Below are 19,354 nucleotides of genomic sequence, written 5' to 3' on the forward strand. Positions count from 1 at the left end.
CTGTCAATATTGATTGTTGACTATCTGGATCAAATTTTACTTAAGTCAACAAGATGCATTGAAACCAAAGGCTTGCAATGGTTTTGGACTTGATGCACGATCACGACAATCTGACTGAAAACGATTGCAAAATGACGGTAGGCATCAAGGATGTAGCCCGCGCCGCAGGGGTATCGGTGGCAACGGTATCGCGTGCATTGGGTGGTGGCCCGGTCAGCGATGAGCTGCGCAAAAAAGTGGAAGCGGCCGTGGCCGCCACCGGCTATCTGCCCAATCTGTCGGCGCGACGCTTGCGCTCGCAGCACAGCCACACCATCGGGCTGATTGTGTCCGACATCCGCAACCCTTTCTTCACGGCGGTCAGCCGCGCGGTGGAGGACGCCGCCTATGCGGTGGGGATGCGGGTGATTTTGTGCAATACCGACGAAAACCCGCAAAAAGAAGCCATGTATTTGCGGCTGATGCAGGAAGAACGCGTCACCGGGGTCATTTTTGCCCCCACGCGTGCCACCGCGCAGAAGCTGGACCCGCACCAGCTGGGTTTCCCGGTGGTGCTGATTGACCGGGCTGCGCCGCCCGGCCAGACCGATGCCGTAGTGCTGGACAATGCTGAAGCGGCCAGCCTGCTGGTGGAGCATTTGCTGGCGCAGGGTTATCGCCGTATCGGCGGCCTGTTCGGCAACACCAGTACCACCGGGGCCGAGCGCCATGCCGGGGTGGTGGCCGCCATGCAGCAGCATGGTTTGCAGGCGGAGGCGCGTTTTATTGCGCCCACGCCGGAGGCGGCAGAGCAGGCCGTACGCGACTGGCTGCACGAACCGGTTCAACCGGAAGCACTGATTGCCAGTAATGGCCTGGTATTGTTGGGTATGTTACGCGGCGCACGGGCGGCGGGCGTGAGCATTCCGGCGCAGTTGGCGCTGGCCGGTTTTGACAATGACAACTGGACCGAGCTGGCAGGCCCCGGCCTGACGGTGATCGAGCAGCCGGTGTACGACATTGGCCGCACCGCAATGAAGATGCTGCTGGAACGGCTGGAAGACCCGGCGCGCAGTGCACGCAAGGTGGTGCTGTCCGGCAAGCTGATTGCCCGTGGTTCCACTGCGCAACACATGGCAGCACCTGCCGGGCAGGATGCCGCGCAGCATTGATCACTGTTCGCATCTGATGCCAAAAAAGGACGCCGGGAGGCGTCCTTTTTTCTTGTTGTCAGCGGCTCTGGCTCTGGACTGTTTGTTGTTCAGTCGCGGCGAAATGCCGTTCCAGCCCGTCCAGTAACAGACGGGTCTTGGTGGGCAGCAAGCTGCGATTGGGCACCAGCGCATAGGTTTTCAACGGTGGCAGGGTCCAGTCGCCAAGTATGTTTTGCAACTGCCCGGCCGCCTGCGCTGCAGCGGCAAAATTGCGCGACACCAGACATACCCCGCGCCCGGCAATGGCCGCTTGCAGGCGCAGCCCGGCATTGGCCGTTCGCAGGTGCAGGCCCTGCTTTAGCATGAACACGGTGCCATCCGCATGCTGCAAGTGCCAGGGCTGGGCGCTGGCGGCACCCAGCAGCGGCCAGTCCTGAAGTTCCGCCGGGTGTTGTGGCCGACCGCGTACCGCCAGCAAGGCCGGTGCGGCAAACAGCCCTTGTTGCAGGGTGTACAGACGCTTGCCCAGCAGGCTGGAATCCGGCAGGGGCTGGCTGGTCATGACAAAACTCAGATCATGCCCGCTGCTTAACGGATCGGTCTGGTTGCTGATGACATCCACCTCGATGTGCAAGTCTGGATGCGTTTGCATGATGTCACACAGCACCGGGCTCAGGTGCAGGCTGGCGAACTCATAAGGCGCGGCAATGCGCAGTGTGCCGCTCAGTGGTGCTTCCAACTGGCCTTGTACGTGGTCTGCCACATCTTCCAGCCTGGCAAACAAGGGGCTGATTTCTTCCAGCAAATGAAAACCAGCTTCCGTCAGGCGCAGACGGCGGGTGCTGCGCTCCAGCAAACGGCTACCCAGCTTTTGTTCCAGCCGTGTCAAGGCGGTGCTAACTGTCGATTTTGGCAGTTGTAGCCGTTCGGCTGCGCGGCTGAAACTGCCCAGTTGCGCTACACAGTTAAACAGATACCAATCATTCCAGTCGTTTATACGTGTCATTGAATAATCATTTCAATTTTGACGGTTTATTCAAAATAACATGGTCTTTATAGTCAGCGCGAACCATCCCAGCCTACAGCGCCTACCCGAATGAATGCCTATCCCGTGTTGTTGCAAGCCCACCCCGAATGCCGTCCCTGGCAGGTAAGACTGTTTGGCCTGACGCTGGGTCTGGTGACCGGAGCGGACTTTGTCGCAGTCAGCATGATGGGAGTGGCGGGCGGGGCCATTCAGGGCGGGGTGGCGGCGGCACCGCAAGAGTATTTGTGGGCGCTCACCAGCTTTGCCGTGGGCGCGGTGCTGGTCAATCTGTTGCTGGGCCGCTTTGCCACCCTGATCAGTTACCGGCGTTATACCGAGTGGGCCTTGCTGCTGTTCATGGCGGGCAGTGTGGGCTGCGCCCTGGCGGAAGGCATCACCAGCCTGGCGGTGGCGCGCCTGTTTCAGGGCCTGGGTGGCGGTGGGCTGTTTACGGCCTCGCGCATTTTGCTGCAACTGGTGGCGCAGCCCAAGGAGCGCAAGCCGCTGATGTATGGTTTCCTGCTGGGCTTGTTCAGCTTGTCGGGAATCTCTCCGTGGCTATCGGCCTTGTTGGTGGAGGATTGGGGCTGGCAGGCGATTTTCTGGTTACAGGCCGGTTTTGTCCCGCTGTTATTGTTGCTGGTACAAATCAGCTATCCCCGGCATGCCGGTGCGCCCACCCGTGCCCAGGCCGGGGAGCTGGATTGGTTGGCCGTGGCGGCGCTGGGGCTGGGTGCCTTGCTGATACTGCATACGCTGGAAGATCTGCGCTTTTTGCGTTTCAGCGCCCGTCCCGGCATGTGGCTGTCCTTGCTGGCTGGTGCTGCTTTGTTATTGCTGGCATGGCGGCGCAGCCATACCCACCCGGACCCCTGGTTGCAGCTGCATGCCGTATTGCGACGGCGTTATCTGATGGGGCTGGCGTTTTATGCGCTTTACTACCTGTGCAACGGGATTTGGTCTTATCTGTTGTCTGCCATGCTGCAGCATGGGCTGGGTTTCGACTTTGTCACCACCGGCTGGGCCATGAGCATGGGCAGTCTGGTGACGGTGCTGATGGCCTTGGCTTATTTGTATGCCAGTCGCTGGCTGACACGGCGTCACCATGTGCTGGCACTGGGTTTTGGCCTGTTAGTGCTCTGCTGTGTGTGGCTGTCCCACGTGGCCATGCCGGGTGCGGCACTGGCCAGCGTGCTGCCTGCCATTTTGCTGCACGGCCTGGTGCCGGTGCTGTCGGTATTGCAGATTGCCGCCATGACCTATGCCGAGGTGCAGGCTGAGGACTTTGCCCATGCCTATCAGCTGAAAAACATCTTGCGTGAACTGGCCATGGCCATGGGAACCGGTGTGGCTGCTTTGCAATTGCAGGCAGGGGAGGCGGTGGCACGTTTGAGTCTGCTGGACCGCTTGGACGGAATCAGCCTGTGGCAGTGGGGAGTGGGTCTGGATGCCAGCAGCCTGAGCCGTTTATCCAGCCAGCTGACGCAGCAGGCAGTGCTGATTGCGTGTGATCATGCTTTGCTGGCCTTGGCGCTACTGGCTGGGCTGGCGATGTTGATGGCGCTGTGGCAACGGGATTTGCGCTGATGCTTGGCCGGAATGTAAACACCCCGCCAGGGCGGGGTGTCAGCGCGGTTATCAGGGGCGAATCGGCCCGGTCAGTCGGGTGAGGGTATCATCCTTGACAAAACGGTGGTGCCAGACTGCCGCCGCGGCATGGAAAATGGCCAGCCACAGCAGGAGGTTGCCCAGTGCTTCGTGAATTTCTTTCAGGTTGTGCGCAGTTTCCTTGCCCAGCGAGAAGAACACCGGCAGCGTGCTACCCAGGAAGACCACGTCCTTGCCATTGCCCTGCACGATGGCGATGCCCAGTATCGGCAGGGCCAGCATCAGTGCATACAGCAACCAGTGTGCGGCGTGTGCCAGCAGCATGGCGGCAGGCTGTGGAGCCGGCGTAATGTCGGGTACGCGGTTGGCCAGTCGCCACAGCAGACGCGGCAGGAACAGCAGCAGCACGATGATGCCAGCCTGGAAGTGACCGGATTTCAGGAAGTCACGCAGCGGGCTGCCCTTGGGCGCAATATCCTTGAATTCGATGAAAACCAGCGCGGCAATCACGGCCAGTGCGCTCAGCCAGTGCAAGGCCCGCGCCAGACGGCCATAACTGTGTTGTGAATTTTTCAGCATGATGCTTCCTTTGTTCTGTGGGCATGCCCGAATCAATCAGCCTGGATGTTACGCCCCATTTATTAAATCAGACTTAATCATTGTCAGCTGTAGGGTGATGTAATGTCAGGGCCCGGCGGATCACCGCGCATTTGTCTGCGGCTTGCCAGCCTTCCGGTTTCAGTATCTTGCCATCGGCACGGCGTACCACCTTGCCATCAATCTGCTTGCGCAGATTGGCCTGATGAATGGCCTCGGTCATCGCTTCCAGCGGCATGCCTTGTGAAAGCAACAGTCCGGTCAGTACATTCAGCACATCCACGCCTTCTGCTGTCAGTTCTGCCATGCGGCGTATTTGTTCCTGCTGGTCACAAGCCGCCAGCTGTTTGAACTCTTGCAGTGCGTGCAGGAACTCAGCCATTTCTTCCTGCAACATGGTTTCCCACATTGGCAGCGTGTCAGGGTAATGGCCGGGAGTGGTGGGGGCGGGCAGATCAAATTTCTGCATGAAATCACGGCGTAAACGGTAAAGATTTGTCATTATTTGGTGTTTGTAATTTAAATTTTTACCGTATATTGTGTTTTTGTCTGGTGTCACTTGGCAAGCGGATTATGCACTGAGAATGAAAAACGCCCGCAACGGCGGGCGTGATGATGATACGAAAACGGCTTGGGTTCAGGCGGTCAGGGTGGCCAGTACCTCGAAATAATCCGGGAAGGTCTTGGCTACGCATTTGGGGTCGTTGATGACCACCGGCACGCCCAGCAGGGAAACCAGCGAGAAACACATGGCCATGCGGTGATCGTCGTAAGTGTCTATCTCCGCCTCGGCCTGCAGCTGTTCGGGCGGAGTGATGCGGATGTAATCCTGGCCTTCTTCAACAGTGGCCCCCAGCTTGCGCAGCTCGGTGGCCATGGCCGACAGCCGGTCGGTTTCCTTTACGCGCCAGCTTTCGATATTGCGCAAGGTGGTGGTGCCATCGGCAGCCAGAGCGGCCACCGCAATGGTCATGGCCGCATCGGGAATGTGGTTCAGGTCAGCATCAATCGCCTTGAGCTTGCCCGTGGCTGTGGCCTCGATCCAGTTATCACCCATGGTAATGGCCACGCCCATCTGGCGCAGGGTGTCGGCAAATTTCACATCCCCCTGGATGCTCTGATTACCCACGCCTTCCACCCGTACCGGGCCACCAGCCAGCGCACCGGCTGCCAGGAAGTAAGAAGCACTGGAAGCATCGCCCTCAACATGCACTTCGCCCGGAGAGATATAGTGCTGACCGCCCGGAATGACAAAACGCTGCCAGCCCTGACGTTCCACCTGCACGCCAAAGCGTGCCATCAGGTTGAGGGTGATTTCGATATAGGGTTTGGAAATCAGCTCGCCTACTACCTCGATGGTGCTGGTTTCGCCGGTCAGCGGCAGCGCCATCAAGAGGGCGGTCAGAAACTGGCTGGAGACATTGCCCTTGACCGGAATGACTTCCCCGGCACGCAGACTGGCCGGACGAATGGTCAGCGGCGGATAGCCCGGCTGGCCTTGATAACTGATATCGGCACCGGCAATGCGCAGGGCATCCACCAGATCACCAATCGGGCGTTCGTGCATGCGGGCTACGCCGGACAGCTGGTAGTGGCCTTGCATCAGTGCCAGTGCTGCGGTCAGTGGACGAAATGCCGTACCGGCATTGCCCAGGAACAGGTCGGCACTCTTTACCGGAAACTCGCCGCCCACGCCCTGCACACGGAAGTCGCGGCTGTCGCCGATCTGCTCCACCTGCACGCCCAGCAGGCCCAGGGCTGCCAGCATGTGGCGGATATCATCCGAATCCAGCAGGTCGCGTACCAGCGTGCTGCCGCTGGAGAGTGCGGCCAGCAGCAAAGTACGGTTGGAAATGCTTTTGGAACCGGGCAGCTTGATGGTGCCGGCAAGGTGCGGTGTCGGAGTGAGGCGGAGCTGTTCCATGGCGTTGCGTCGTGTCTCTGTAGTGTCTGGGTAAGTTGTCCGGGTCTTGTCTTCACGCACCCTGCCTGCAGGCAGTTGTTGTGCGTTGCAGCCCACCACTCTAAAGGGCAGCGGGGTAACGTGCAAACTACAATCATGCCTGTTGGCGGCATTTTTTATCGAATCCGGCCAGAAAATCCGCCCGAAACCGTTCCTGAGGCAAGGGTGCTGCGGTAAAATCAGCATTTTGGCCGTGCACGCCTGTCGCGGCCTGCCTTGCGGATGCAAACCAAACCCATGTCTGTCCCTGTCATTACCATTGATGGTCCCTCTGCTTCCGGCAAGGGAACTGTCGCCGCCATCGTCGCCCAACGCCTGGGTTTTCATTATCTTGATTCCGGTTCGCTCTACCGCTTGCTTGCCCTGCATGCGCGCAAGCTGGGGGTGAACTGGGACGATGAAACGGCGCTGGCCGGCCTGGCCGCCGGTTTGCCGGCTGCATTCGAGCAAGGTGTGGTGTTGCTCGATGGCAACGATGTCAGTGCGGAAATTCGCGCCGAAGAAATCGGCATAGGCGCTTCCAAAGTGGCTGCGCTGCCGGCCGTGCGTGCCGCCTTGTTGCAGCGTCAGCGTGATTTTGGCGTGGCTCCAGGCCTGGTGACGGATGGTCGGGACATGGGTTCGGTGGTGTTTCCGCAAGCCGCCGTCAAGATTTTTCTGACCGCCAGTGCCGACGAGCGTGCAACGCGCCGCTATAAGCAGTTGATCGGCAAGGGAGAATCTGCTAACCTCTCGCAGATTAAGCAGGACATTATCGATCGGGACACGCGTGATGCGGCCCGCCCGGTAGCGCCGCTGCGACAAGAGCCGGACGCCTTTCTGCTCGACACCACGGAGCTGACCATCGACCAGGCGGTCGATACAGTCCTTCGTCATTTCGGGCGGTACCAGGCCTCCGGCATATGATTTTTTAAAGGGGCAATTCCTGCTGCATTGCAAGATGCGCCCTGTGTTCAACCCTAACCCCGCACGCCGCAAGGTGTGCACCGAGAGTAAGCTTGATGACTACCCTCTCCATGGAAAACTTTGCCCAGCTGTTCGAAGAAAGCCTGACCCTTCACGACATGCGCGTGGGCGAGGTGATCACTGCTGAAGTCGTTGCAGTTGATTCCAACTTCGTAACTGTAAATGCCGGCCTGAAGTCCGAATCCCTGATTCCGGCCGAAGAATTCAAGAACGACGAAGGCGTTGTTGAAGTTGCTGTTGGCGACTTCGTGACTGTTGCCATCGACGCACTGGAAAACGGTTTTGGCGAAACCAAGCTGTCCCGTGAAAAAGCCAAGCGTCTGGCTGCATGGGTTGAGCTGGAAGAAGCGCTGGAAACCGGCAAGATCCTGTCCGGCCTGATCTCTGGCAAGGTCAAGGGTGGCCTGACCGTTATGGTCAACGGCATCCGCGCCTTCCTGCCGGGTTCCCTGGTTGACGTACGTCCGGTGAAAGACACCACCCCGTACGAAAACAAGAACATCGAATTCAAGGTTATCAAGCTGGATCGCAAGCGCAACAACGTGGTTGTTTCGCGTCGTTCCGTTCTGGAAGAAACCCTGGGCGAAGAGCGCAAGGCTCTGCTGGAAACCCTGAAAGAGGGCGCCGTTATCAAGGGTATCGTCAAGAACATCACCGACTACGGTGCGTTTGTTGACCTGGGCGGCATCGACGGCCTGCTGCACATCACCGACCTGGCATGGCGTCGTGTGAAGCACCCGTCCGAAGTTCTGGCTGTTGGCGACGAAGTAGAAGCCAAGGTCCTGAAGTTCGACCAAGAGAAGAACCGTGTATCCCTGGGCCTGAAGCAACTGGGCGAAGATCCGTGGGTTGGTCTGTCCCGTCGCTACCCGGCCAGCACCCGTCTGTTCGGCAAGGTAACCAACCTGACCGACTACGGTGCGTTCGTTGAAATCGAACAAGGCATCGAAGGCCTGGTACACGTTTCCGAAATGGACTGGACCAACAAGAACGTACACCCGTCCAAGGTTGTTCAGGTTGGTGACGAAGTTGAAGTCATGATCCTGGAAATCGACGAAGACCGTCGTCGTATCTCCCTGGGCATGAAGCAGTGCCTGGCCAACCCGTGGAACGAGTTTGCCGACAACTTCCACAAGGGCGACAAGCTGAAGGGCGCGATCAAGTCCATCACCGACTTCGGTGTGTTCGTTGGTCTGCCGGGCGGCATCGACGGCCTGGTTCACCTGTCCGACCTGTCCTGGAACGAAGCTGGCGAAGAAGCCGTACGCAAGTTCAAGAAGGGTGACGAAGTTGAAGCCGTTGTTCTGTCCATCGACGTGGAAAAAGAACGCATCTCCCTGGGCATCAAGCAACTGGAAGGTGATCCGTTCAACAACTACGTTGCCATGAACGACAAGGGCGCTATCGTCAAGGGTACCGTGAAGACTGTTGATGCCAAGGGCGCAGTTGTTGCTCTGGACATGGACGTTGAAGGTTACCTGCGCGCTTCCGAGCTGTCCCGTGACCGCGTGGAAGATGCCCGTACCCTGCTGAAGGATGGCGACGAAGTGGAAGCCGTGATCATTGCCGTGGACCGCAAGTCCCGCAATATCAGCCTGTCCATCAAGGCCAAGGATGCTCAGGAAGACAGCACCGCCATGAAGAACCTGTCGGTTGACAGCGCTTCTGCCGGTACGACCAACCTGGGTGCTCTCTTGAAGGCCAAGCTGTCCGGCTCCAACGAGTAATTGCATCATGACCAAGTCTGAGCTGATCGCACGGCTGGCAGAACGTCTTGCCGAGCGCAATTCTCAGTTGGTCTACAAAGATGCTGAGCTGGCCGTCAAAACCATTCTGGATGCGATGGCCAGCAACCTGGCACAGGGTAGCCGTATTGAAATCCGTGGCTTCGGTAGCTTCGACCTGAACTACCGTCCGCCCCGTGTAGGGCGGAACCCGAAATCAGGTAGCAGTGTCTCGGTTCCTGAGAAATATGTGCCGCATTTCAAGGCCGGCAAGGAATTGCGTGAACGGGTGGATCTGTCCCTTCTGGAGCAGACCCAAGCCTGAACGCCATGACCGCTGGTCTCGCAAGCCGAAACAAAGCGCCGCTTCTGCGGCGCTTTTTCTTTGTTTGACCATCCTCTTGCTTGGGTTGCAGCACACTATCGTTTAAACTTGCACTCCGGTCACCCTTTCCGAGTAAAAAGCATGCGCTACATCGTGCGTATCATCGAATTGGCCCTGCTGGTTTTTCTGATTGCCGTCACCGTGCAGAACAGCCACATGGTCGAATTCAAGCTGTTTTTCGGCCAATCCTGGTCGGCACCGCTTATTGTGTTCCTGTTGGTATTCTTTGTTGCTGGTGCCGCTGTCGGTTTGCTGGCCACTTTTTCCTACTATCTGCGCATGCGCAAAGAGCTTTCCCTGCTCAAGAAAGAGCTGCGCAGTCGTCCCCCCTCCAGCAAGGTTGCAGTTGATCCCAGCGATGCGCTGGCTGATTGATTAGGCCTGCCTCTACTGACGCCGCCGTGCACATGGCACGCGGCGCAGAATCTTACCCCTGTTGAAGGAAGCTTTCTTTGGAACTGGATCTGTGGTGGCTGTTGCTGCTCCCGGCATTTTTCGGACTGGGCTGGCTGGCAGCACGGGTGGATATGCGCACCGTATTGAAACAGGCAAAGTCGGTCCCTACCGGCTTTTTCCGTGGTCTGGATGCCCTGGTGGATGACAAGACCGATATTGCAGCACAGTCTTTGGCCGAGGTATCCCGGCAGCAGGGCTCTGCCCCCGAATTACAACTGACCCTGGGCAAGTTGTACCGCAAGCGCGGCGAGAATGACCGGGCTATCCGCCTGCACCAGCGCATGCTGGAGTCGTCTGACCTGCCTGCCGAACAACGGGACATCGTGCGTAACGAACTGGCACAGGATTTTCGCAAGGCCGGTCTTGTGGATCGGGCCGAAGAAATCTTGCTGAAACTGTTGAACGGCAATATGACCCTGGCGGCGCGGCGCCAACTGCTGGATATCTACCAACAGGACAGGGACTGGTATAAGGCGATTGAAACTGCCAGGGAGTTGCGTAGCGATGCCCATTCTTTCCAGCATGAAGTGGCGCAGTTTTACTGTGAATTGGCCCAGGGCGAGTTGTATCGCTCCAATTATCTTGCAGCCCGTGAGCTGGTGGCTGAAGCCATACAGGTCAATCGCAAATGTGTGCGTGCCAGCCTGATTCTGGGTGATATCGAATTTGCCGAGGGCAAAATCGAGGCTGCCATTGCGGCATGGCAACATATTGAAAAACAGAATGCGGAATACTTGTCGATGGCGGCAGAGCGTCTGTTTGATGCTTATGAAAAACTGGACAAGCCACAGGAAGGCATTGCGCTGTTGCAGGGCTACCAGAAAACCTTCCCGCAACTGGAAATGACCGACTTGTTGTACCAGAAGCTGTCGGCCTACGAAGGTGAGGAACGCGCGCTGGAAGTGGCGCGCCAGGCGGTACATGCCCGTCCCAGCCTGATGGGGGTTTACCGCTTGATCGAAGCGCAAATGGACGAGCTGTCACCAGAGGGGCGCATGGATGCCGAAGTGGCCCGTGCCCTGATTCAGAAGCATGCAGCGCGGCTGACCGTACACCGCTGCAAATGTTGCAATTTCCGCTCGCGGGCCTTCTTCTGGCATTGCCCCGCCTGCGGCGAGTGGGAAAGCTTCACGCCCAACCGCTCGGAAACCCAATGAGAAAATATTCAGGAGAAAGAATGAATCCGCTAATTGCCGCCGGTATGGATCTGGAACCGGCATCTCCTGTGGTAGTGGCGCTGGACTTTGCCGACGCGCCGTCGGCCCTTGAATTTGCAGCCCGCCTGGACCCGCAACAATGCCGGCTCAAAGTGGGCAAGGAGCTGTTTACCGCTACAGGCCGCAGCCTGGTGGAAAGCCTGGCTGCCCGTGGTTTTCAGGTATTTCTTGATTTGAAATTCCACGACATTCCCAATACCGTGGCGCACGCTTGTAAGGTAGCGGCCGATGCCGGTGTCTGGATGGTGAATGTGCATGCCTCCGGTGGACGCCGCATGATGGAGGCCGCCGGTGAAGGCCTGGCTCATTACAGTCAGCGTCCGCTGCTGATTGCCGTGACCGTGCTGACCAGCATGGAAGCGGCGGATCTGGTGGATATCGGCATCACTGCTTCGCCGCAGGAGCATGTACTGCGTCTGGCCACGCTGACCCGGGACTGTGGCCTGGATGGTGTGGTGTGCTCGGCACAGGAAGCGCCCATGCTCAAGTCGGCGTTGGGGCGGGAATTCAAGCTGATCACACCGGGCATCCGCCTGGCCGACAGTGCTGCTGACGACCAGCGCCGGGTCATGACACCGGTAGCAGCCCTGCAGGCCGGGGCTGACTATCTGGTGATCGGCCGCCCGATCACCCGCGCTGATGCACCGCTGGAGGTGCTGCGCAAGATCAATGCCGATATCGCGACCTACCGGGCTACGCTGTCATGAAAATCACCGTTATTGGTTCCGGCTACGTTGGTCTGGTAACGGGGGCCTGCCTGGCAGAAATGGGCAATCACGTGCTGTGTCTGGACGTGGACCCGGTCAAGATTGCCACTTTGCAACAAGGTGGTATTCCCATTTATGAACCGGGTCTGGAAGACATGGTCAAGCGCAATGCCGCAGCTGGCCGCTTGTCCTTTACCACCGATGTAGCCGAGTCGGTTGCGTTTGGTGAAATCCAGTTCATTGCCGTGGGCACCCCGCCCGATGAAGATGGTTCTGCCGACTTGCAATATGTGCTGGCCGCGGCGCGCAATATTGCCCTGCATATGTCCGAACCCAAGGTGGTGGTGGACAAGTCCACCGTGCCAGTGGGCACCGCCGACAAAGTAAAGGCACAGATTGCCGCTACCTTGGCTGAACGTGGGGTGGACATTGCATTCAGCGTGGTGTCCAACCCGGAATTCCTCAAGGAAGGGGCGGCCATTGATGACTTCATGCGGCCGGACCGCATTGTACTGGGCGTGGAAGACGAACGCGCCATCGAACTGATGCGCCGTCTGTATGCGCCGTTTCACCGTAATCATGACCGTATCCTGGTGATGGATGTCCGCTCGGCCGAACTGACCAAATACGCGGCCAATGCCATGCTGGCAACCCGTATTTCCTTCATGAACGAGCTGGCCAATCTGGCTGAGTCGCTGGGTGCGGATATCGAACAGGTGCGCCTGGGGATTGGTTCGGACCCGCGTATCGGTTACCACTTTCTGTACCCCGGTGCCGGGTATGGCGGCTCTTGCTTCCCCAAGGATGTCAAAGCCCTGGTGGCCAGTGGTCGCGAGCAAGGCCATGCCATGCGTGTGCTCAATGCCGTGGAAGAAGCCAATGAAGCGCAAAAGTGCCGCCTGGTGGACAAGGCGGTAAAACGGTTTGGCGAAGACCTGAGCGGACGACATTTCGCCCTGTGGGGCCTGGCCTTCAAACCGAATACCGACGATATGCGTGAAGCATCCAGCCGGGTGATTGTGGCTGAGCTCACGCGACGCGGCGCTACCGTGGCTGCTTTCGACCCGGTAGCGGCTGTTGAAGCGCAACGCGTGATGGGCGACAACCCGTCATTGAGCTTTGCTCCAGACATGATTTCTGCACTCTCCGGTGCCGATGCCTTGTTGATCGTGACCGAATGGAAGATGTTCCGTACCCCGGATTTTGACGCCATCAAGGCTAAGCTGAAGCAGCCGGTGATTCTGGATGGCCGCAATATGTACGACCCTGCCTGGCTGCGCGAGCTGGGTTTCGACTATCAGGCGATAGGACGCTGAAGAGCATGAATCTGTTGCAACAACTTGGACTGGATCGCAGCAAGCTGGCTGCCGACCTTGCCGGTGCCCGCGTATTGGTGGTGGGGGACGTGATGCTGGACCGCTACTGGTTTGGCGATGTATCCCGCATTTCACCGGAGGCACCGGTACCGGTGGCGCGTATCGGCCGCATGGAAGAGCGGGCCGGTGGTGCAGCCAATGTGGCGCGCAATATCGCCAGCCTGGGTGGCAAGTCTTCCATTTTGTCCGTGGTGGGTGATGACGAAGCGGCTACCGCACTGGAACGCCTGATGAAGGACGATGGCATCACCACCTTGTTCAAACGGGATGCGGCTATCTCCACCACTATCAAGCTGCGCGTGGTGGCACGTCAGCAGCAGTTGATCCGGCTGGACTTTGAAGATGCACCCAGCCGGGAAATCCTGGCAGACAAGCTGGAGCAATACCAGTCGGTACTGGCCAGCCACGACGTGGTGATCCTGTCGGATTACGGCAAGGGTGGCCTTACCCATGTGGCCCGCATGATCGAACTGGCCCGTGCCGCAGGCAAGCCGGTGTTGATCGACCCCAAGGGCGATGATTATGCCAAGTACGCCGGTGCTACCTTGCTGACACCCAACCGCAGCGAGTTCAAGGAAGTGGCTGGCAGCTGGCAGAACGAAGAACAGCTGATTGCCAAGGCCCAGGCTCTGCGCAGCCAGTTACAGCTGGATGCGCTGCTGGTAACCCGCAGCGAAGAGGGCATGACCTTGTTCCGTGCCGATGGCGCGCTGCATCAGCCTACTTTCGCCCGCGAAGTATTCGATGTTTCCGGTGCCGGTGATACGGTCATCGGCACACTGGGCCTGGCCATGGCAGCCGGTCTGCCCTTGCCGACCGCCATGAGTCTGGCCAATGCCGCTGCCGGCATCGTGGTGGGCAAGCTGGGCACCGCCGTATGTACTCAGCAGGAGCTGTTTGCCAGCTGATCTGCGCTATACCGCATCATGCAGCCGGATGTCAGGGGCTAACCCGGCCGGCTGCAATCAAGAAAGGATTAATCATGACCATCGTGGTGACCGGCGCTGCCGGCTTTATTGGTTCCAATATCGTCAAGGCGCTCAATGCGCGTGGCATTACCGACATCATTGCCGTAGATAATCTCACGTCGGGTGACAAGTTCCGCAATCTGGTGGACTGTGAAATTGCCCATTATCTGGACAAGCATGATTTTCTGAATCTGCTGCTGGAAGATGAATACGAAGGCGAGATCAGCGCCATCCTGCACCAGGGTGCTTGCTCGGACACCATGAACCACGACGGCAAGTACATGATGGACAACAACTATCAGTACACGCTGGCCTTGTTCGATTACTGTCAGCACGAGGAAATCCAGTTCCTGTTTGCTTCCAGTGCGGCCACCTATGGCAAGGGCACCATCTTCAAGGAAGAGCGCCAGTACGAAGGCCCGCTCAATGTCTATGGCTATTCCAAATTCCTGTTTGACCAGGTACTGCGCCAGCGCATGAAAGAAGGCCTGTCCGCTCAGGCCGTGGGTTTCCGCTACTTCAATGTCTACGGCCCGCAAGAGCAGCACAAGGGCCGCATGGCTTCGGTGGCCTTCCACAACTTCAATCAGTACCGCGAGCACGGCAAGGTCAAGCTGTTCGGCAGCAATGACGGCTGGGGCAATGGCATGCAAAGCCGTGATTTTGTCTCGGTGGAAGACGTGGTCAAGGTCAACCTGTATTTCCTGGATAACCCGGGCAAGAGCGGTATCTTCAACCTGGGTTCCGGTCGCGCCCAGCCTTTCAATGACGTGGCGGTATCCACTGTCAATGCCTGCCGCCGCCACGAAGGCAAACCGGCGCTGAGCCTGGACGAACTGGTGGCCCAGGGCATCATTGAGTACATCGACTTCCCGGATGCGCTCAAGGGCAAATACCAGAGCTTTACCCAGGCCGACATCGGCAAGCTGCGCGACGCCGGTTACAGCGCGCCCATGCTGACGGTGGAGCAGGGGGTGGACCGTTACGTGGACTGGCTGATCAGCCGCTAAGCCTTGTTGACTGTCAGTAAAACCGCCTGCCTTGTGCTGGCGGTTTTTTCATGGCATTTCACCTTACTGCCAGACCTGCGCGCTCGATATTGGTTATTTGATTAGAAATAACGGTTCGACTGGAAGATAACGCCAGGTCGTATAATGGCGCTCTCGCAAGGAGACCCACTGTGTACAAGTATCTGGAAGATTTCGTCGGCCACACTCCGCTGGTACGGCTCAAGCGCATGCCGGGTGACAGCAGCAATATCGTCTTGCTCAAGCTGGAAGGCAATAACCCGGCCGGATCGGTCAAGGACAGGCCTGCACTGTCGATGATCCGTCGGGCTGAGGCGCGCGGCGATATCAAACCGGGTGACACCCTGATCGAGCCGACCAGTGGCAACACCGGTATTGCACTTGCCATGGCAGCGGCGATGATGGGCTACAAGATGATACTGCTGATGCCCGAGGGCTCCAGTGCCGAGCGGGTGCAAACCATGCGTGCCTATGGTGCTGAAGTCATCCTGACCCCCAAGGAAGCCTCCATGCCCGGTGCCATTGACGAAGCACACCGCATGCAGCGTGCCGGGCTGGGGGTGATTCTGGACCAGTTTGCCAACCCGGATAACCCGTTGGCGCATTATGAAAGTACCGGGCCGGAAATCTGGGCGGATACCCAGGGTCAGGTCACGCACTTTGTCTCCAGCATGGGTACCACCGGCACCATTATGGGCAACAGCCGTTTTCTCAAGGAAAAAAATCCGGCTATCCAGATCATCGGCGTACAGCCGGAAACCGGCAGCCAGATTCCCGGCATCCGCAAATGGGAAGACGAATATCTGCCCAAAATCTGCGATTTCAGCCGTATTGATCAGCTGATCCATGTCTCCCAGCAAGAGGCGGAAGATACTGCGCGCCGACTGGCACGCGAAGAAGGCATTCTGGCCGGCCCGTCCTCTGGCGGTGCGCTGGCGGTGGCATTGCGGTTGAACCGGCAGCTGGAAAACGCGGTCATTGTTTCCATCGTCTGCGACCGGGGAGACCGTTACCTGTCGACCGGCCTGTTCCCTCTGTAAGACAAACAGTGCAATAAAAAAGCCGTTTCCAAGGGGAAACGGCTTTTTTTATGGTGGCGGGTGGAGTGTCTGTTCAACGATGAATATCGTGTGTCACGCAGGGGTTGGCGGCATCCGGCATGTCCAGCCAGCCGGGGCGCTGCAAGCTGTTGCGGATGTCCTGATAACCACTGTGCCAGTGCTGGCGCATGGTTTGCATGCCAAACTGGTAGTCCTTGTAGTGGTCGTCGTAAACCTTGTCCTGATATATCAGGTGGATGATATTGAGCCGCTGGCTACCGGCGGCCCGCTCTGCAGCCTGGAATATTTCCTTGTCGTGATGCTCGGCCGGAATCAGTTTCAGCAGCGCGGACAGCATTTCGCGAACGTGCAGTTCATGGCGCAGCACATCGGTCGTCATCCGGGTGCGACTGGAGTACTGAATGTCTTTCTGCCGCATGGCCACTTCCTTCATATTGCCAGGCAGGTCGCCACGCGCGCTCCACAGGTCCACCTGGAATGCCAGGATATTGCTGTGCTCGTCAGCATCAATCAGCTGCCCCAGCGGAGTATTGGATACCACGCCGCCATCCCAGTAGAACTCGCCGTCTATTTCCACCGCGGGAAAGCCTGGCGGTAGCGCACCCGAGGCCATGAAGTGTTCTGCGCGCAGCGTGTGCCGCGTATTGTCGAAACACACAAAGTTGCCGGAACGTACATTGACCGCGCCCACAGACACCCGCATCTGCCGGCTGTCATTCAGCCGATCAAAATCCACCAGTTGTTCCAGCGTCTGCTTGAGCGGACTGGTGTCGTAAAAGCTGATTTCTGCCGGTGTGCTGTGCTGGTGAAAGCTCCAGGGCAGGCGCGGACGATAAAAACCGTTCTGTCCCTCCAGCAGCGAGCGCCAGGCTTCCCAGCCGGCCAGCATGTGTTGCATCGGGTCTGGCCATTGACTGGTATCCAGATGACTCAGTGGCGTAGAGGGGAGCAATGGTGGCTGGCAAATGGTTTCCCAGAAGCGCCGGAGCTGATCCACCCGTTTCTCTGGTGGATTGCCGGCAATGATGGCGGCGTTAAGTGCGCCAATGGAAATGCCCGCAACCCAGTTGGGATGCAGGTCGGCCTCTGCCAGGCCCTGGTAAACCCCGGGCTGATAGGAACCCAGCGCGCCACCCCCTTGCAGCAGCAGGGCCACTACCTGGTATTGATGACCTCGGGGCAGGCTGTGACTACGATATAGCGGAAGATGTGCTTGGCGAGTAACACCCATGCCATGACTCCTGTGTCGATTTGCGTACGGTTCCGGGGCGGTGGTGCTGCAATGCAAGACCAGCCTGCACCGGATGGTGCAGGCTGGCGATGTGGCTCAGTGCGTGTTGCTGCTGGGGCCGGACTTACTGCATGTACCAGCCGTGGCTCACCACAAAGGACTGGCCGGTCAGTGCCGCGCTGGGGAAGGCCGCCAGGTACAGCGCGGTTTGCGCGATATCGTCCACCGTGGTGAACACCCCATCGACAGTGTCACCCAGCATCACGTGCTTGATGACTTCGTCTTCGGAGATGCCCAGGGTCCTGGCTTGTTCCGGAATCTGCTTTTCCACCAGCGGGGTACGGACAAAGCCGGGGCAGATCACGTGTGAGCGCACATTGTATTCCGCGCCTTCCTTGGCCAGTACCTTACTCAGGCCCAGCAGCGCATGTTTGGCGGCCACATAGGCCGACTTGAGCTTGGAGCCTTCGTGCGAGTGCACCGAGCCCATGTAAATGACGGTACCGCCGCGCTTATCCTTGTACATGTGGGAGAGGGCTGCCTTGGTGGTGAGGAAGGCGCCGTCCACATGAATGGCTTGCAGGCGTTTCCAGTCGGCAAAGCTGAAATCCACCAGCGGGCTGATGATCTGGATACCGGCATTGGAAATGAGAATGTCCAGCTGGCCAAAGGCATCCACTACCGCCTGGGTACCGGCATTGACGGCCTCTTCATTGGTGACATCCATGGCCACGCCCATGGCTTTGCCACCGGCGGCTTCAATTTCCTTTGCCGTGGCCTGGGCTGCGGCCAGATTGATGTCGGCAATGGCAACCGCCGCACCTTCGCGGGCGAAGGTTTCGGCAATGGCACGGCCAATACCGCTGGCAGCACCGGTGATCAGGGCAACTTTTCCTTGCAGCTTCATGAGACTTCTCCTGTTTCAGGCCAGATAATCGAATTCGACCTTGCCAAGGCCCAGTGTCAGGTCGGCAACGTAATGCTTGGCACCCAGTATCTCCAGTACCGGCAAATCATGCACCGGAGCCAGTGCATGCGGGAAGAGCGACAGTGCGACAGGGCCAGTCCAGGCACCGTGCACTTGCACATCCAGCATGGGGAAGCTGACCAGCTCGCAAATACGTGCCGTACCGTCCACATGCGGGATGATTTTCAGCAAATAGTTGGGCGTGGTACGCAGGCTTTCGGCAATGGCTTCTCTGTCCAGTTCCCGGTGTTTGTAACCCATGCTGCCGGTGGCGATACGTACCGGGCCGTAATCAAGCTCACCCACCAGGGTGTCGGTATGCACTTGCAGGCGGGGATTGGCCATTTTCTTGGGGAAGCCCCACAGCTCACGTCCACCGGCGGTGGGCGGGTGATCATTCAGGTACATGGCATGGGTGTAGTTGCCGCGTTGTCCCTGGTACAGGACCGGAATCACCTGCCCGCTTTCGGTGTAGTCCCCAAAACCGGTGGAATCCGGCATGCGGATGAACTCGAAATTGACCACCGGTTCGGCCATTTGCAGCGGGGCCGGAATCACGGCGCGCAGCTTGTCCGGGTCGGTCCGGTAGCTGATGATGAAGAATTCCCGTTGGTAAAAGCGATAAGGGCCAGGCGGAAAGGCCGGACTGCTGATGGGCATGGCAAACGCCTGCTGGCGAATCTGTTCGATTTCCATTGAGGTCCCCATAGTGGTGGTGGGCGGATGAGGGCATGGTTCGCAGCTGAACCGTTGGCAAGAATGGGGGCGATGTGCTGCGTATGCCAGACGACAGCGCTGGTAGAGGGGCTGGTTTTTTCAGAAGAGCTGGCTCTGGCGGCGGCTGGTCATGCGCATGAGCGGTTTGCTGCGGAATCGGGTTATCATGCTGGCTTCTCTGTCTGATGGCCAGCATGCTGCATGGTCATCCTGCGTGGGCTGC

At 58.5% G+C, this 19,354-nt stretch carries 19 protein-coding genes; 12 read left to right on the plus strand and 7 right to left on the minus strand.

The genetic code is table 11. From position 1 onward, the window contains the following. Nucleotides 1–131: 131 nt before the first annotated feature. Nucleotides 132–1,151, plus strand: a complete 1,020-nt coding sequence (locus HWX34_RS13030) for a LacI family DNA-binding transcriptional regulator (RefSeq protein WP_178972648.1) — start codon at nucleotides 132–134, stop codon at nucleotides 1,149–1,151. Between the two features lie 58 nt (nucleotides 1,152–1,209). On the opposite strand, the gene HWX34_RS13035 is transcribed toward HWX34_RS13030, so the two are convergent. Then, nucleotides 1,210–2,139: a LysR family transcriptional regulator gene (locus HWX34_RS13035; protein ID WP_178972649.1), complete on the minus strand. Its 930-nt coding sequence runs from the start codon at nucleotides 2,137–2,139 to the stop codon at nucleotides 1,210–1,212. A 90-nt stretch (nucleotides 2,140–2,229) separates the two neighbouring features. Here HWX34_RS13035 and HWX34_RS13040 point away from each other — a divergent pair, with 90 nt between their 5' ends. Further along, a complete protein-coding gene (locus HWX34_RS13040; protein WP_178972650.1) occupies nucleotides 2,230–3,747 on the plus strand; it encodes an MFS transporter in 1,518 nt (505 codons plus the stop codon). A 51-nt stretch (nucleotides 3,748–3,798) separates the two neighbouring features. On the opposite strand, the gene HWX34_RS13045 is transcribed toward HWX34_RS13040, so the two are convergent. The 3 genes from HWX34_RS13045 to aroA all read right to left on the minus strand — a co-directional run bounded on the left by HWX34_RS13045 (nucleotide 3,799) and on the right by aroA (nucleotide 6,289). Beyond that, entirely contained in the window at nucleotides 3,799–4,347 is a 549-nt protein-coding gene (locus tag HWX34_RS13045; RefSeq protein WP_045846196.1) for a cytochrome b, read from the minus strand. A gap of 73 nt (nucleotides 4,348–4,420) precedes the next feature. Further along, nucleotides 4,421–4,834, minus strand: coding sequence for a nucleoside triphosphate pyrophosphohydrolase family protein (locus HWX34_RS13050; protein ID WP_255496713.1), 414 nt, complete (start codon nucleotides 4,832–4,834; stop codon nucleotides 4,421–4,423). 168 nt (nucleotides 4,835–5,002) lie between these two features. Next, a complete protein-coding gene (gene aroA / locus HWX34_RS13055) occupies nucleotides 5,003–6,289 on the minus strand; it encodes a 3-phosphoshikimate 1-carboxyvinyltransferase (RefSeq protein WP_178972652.1) in 1,287 nt (428 codons plus the stop codon). 276 nt (nucleotides 6,290–6,565) lie between these two features. On the opposite strand from aroA, the gene cmk reads away from it, so the two are divergent. From cmk to cysM, 10 genes are all read left to right on the plus strand, one after another. Continuing rightward, nucleotides 6,566–7,234: a (d)CMP kinase gene (cmk, locus tag HWX34_RS13060; protein ID WP_178972653.1), complete on the plus strand. Its 669-nt coding sequence runs from the start codon at nucleotides 6,566–6,568 to the stop codon at nucleotides 7,232–7,234. Nucleotides 7,235–7,344: 110 nt separating this feature from the next. Further along, nucleotides 7,345–9,021 carry a 30S ribosomal protein S1 gene (rpsA, locus tag HWX34_RS13065; RefSeq protein ID WP_045846199.1) on the plus strand — a complete coding sequence of 559 codons (1,677 nt, stop codon included), beginning with the start codon at nucleotides 7,345–7,347 and terminating at the stop codon, nucleotides 9,019–9,021. A gap of 7 nt (nucleotides 9,022–9,028) precedes the next feature. After that, a complete protein-coding gene (locus tag HWX34_RS13070) occupies nucleotides 9,029–9,343 on the plus strand; it encodes an integration host factor subunit beta (protein ID WP_045846200.1) in 315 nt (104 codons plus the stop codon). Nucleotides 9,344–9,484: 141 nt separating this feature from the next. Beyond that, nucleotides 9,485–9,778: a lipopolysaccharide assembly LapA domain-containing protein gene (locus HWX34_RS13075; protein ID WP_045846201.1), complete on the plus strand. Its 294-nt coding sequence runs from the start codon at nucleotides 9,485–9,487 to the stop codon at nucleotides 9,776–9,778. 77 nt (nucleotides 9,779–9,855) lie between these two features. Continuing rightward, nucleotides 9,856–11,016, plus strand: coding sequence for a lipopolysaccharide assembly protein LapB (gene lapB / locus HWX34_RS13080; protein ID WP_178972654.1), 1,161 nt, complete (start codon nucleotides 9,856–9,858; stop codon nucleotides 11,014–11,016). Nucleotides 11,017–11,036: 20 nt separating this feature from the next. After that, nucleotides 11,037–11,783: an orotidine-5'-phosphate decarboxylase gene (gene pyrF, locus HWX34_RS13085; RefSeq protein ID WP_178972655.1), complete on the plus strand. Its 747-nt coding sequence runs from the start codon at nucleotides 11,037–11,039 to the stop codon at nucleotides 11,781–11,783. Beyond that, nucleotides 11,780–13,099, plus strand: coding sequence for a UDP-glucose/GDP-mannose dehydrogenase family protein (locus HWX34_RS13090; protein ID WP_178972656.1), 1,320 nt, complete (start codon nucleotides 11,780–11,782; stop codon nucleotides 13,097–13,099). The genes pyrF and HWX34_RS13090 overlap by 4 nt, the downstream gene beginning before the upstream one ends. A 5-nt stretch (nucleotides 13,100–13,104) precedes the next feature. Beyond that, nucleotides 13,105–14,067: a D-glycero-beta-D-manno-heptose-7-phosphate kinase gene (gene rfaE1, locus HWX34_RS13095; RefSeq protein ID WP_178972657.1), complete on the plus strand. Its 963-nt coding sequence runs from the start codon at nucleotides 13,105–13,107 to the stop codon at nucleotides 14,065–14,067. Between the two features lie 74 nt (nucleotides 14,068–14,141). Beyond that, nucleotides 14,142–15,137: an ADP-glyceromanno-heptose 6-epimerase gene (gene rfaD, locus HWX34_RS13100; protein WP_178972658.1), complete on the plus strand. Its 996-nt coding sequence runs from the start codon at nucleotides 14,142–14,144 to the stop codon at nucleotides 15,135–15,137. A 170-nt stretch (nucleotides 15,138–15,307) separates the two neighbouring features. Next, on the plus strand, nucleotides 15,308–16,195 hold the full coding sequence (gene cysM, locus HWX34_RS13105; RefSeq protein WP_178972659.1) for a cysteine synthase CysM: 888 nt from the start codon (nucleotides 15,308–15,310) through the stop codon (nucleotides 16,193–16,195). A gap of 73 nt (nucleotides 16,196–16,268) precedes the next feature. On the opposite strand, the gene HWX34_RS13110 is transcribed toward cysM, so the two are convergent. The 3 genes from HWX34_RS13110 to HWX34_RS13120 all read right to left on the minus strand — a co-directional run bounded on the left by HWX34_RS13110 (nucleotide 16,269) and on the right by HWX34_RS13120 (nucleotide 19,110). Then, nucleotides 16,269–17,447, minus strand: coding sequence for a patatin-like phospholipase family protein (locus HWX34_RS13110; RefSeq protein ID WP_178972660.1), 1,179 nt, complete (start codon nucleotides 17,445–17,447; stop codon nucleotides 16,269–16,271). Between the two features lie 124 nt (nucleotides 17,448–17,571). Beyond that, nucleotides 17,572–18,354, minus strand: coding sequence for a 3-hydroxybutyrate dehydrogenase (locus HWX34_RS13115; RefSeq protein ID WP_178972661.1), 783 nt, complete (start codon nucleotides 18,352–18,354; stop codon nucleotides 17,572–17,574). Nucleotides 18,355–18,369: 15 nt separating this feature from the next. Then, on the minus strand, nucleotides 18,370–19,110 hold the full coding sequence (locus HWX34_RS13120; protein WP_178972662.1) for an acetoacetate decarboxylase: 741 nt from the start codon (nucleotides 19,108–19,110) through the stop codon (nucleotides 18,370–18,372). Between the last annotated feature and the right edge of the window lie 244 nt (nucleotides 19,111–19,354).

Origin of the sequence: Aquitalea sp. LB_tupeE, assembly GCF_013391415.1 — a bacterium.
In the GTDB taxonomy this organism is placed as follows: domain Bacteria; phylum Pseudomonadota; class Gammaproteobacteria; order Burkholderiales; family Chromobacteriaceae; genus Aquitalea.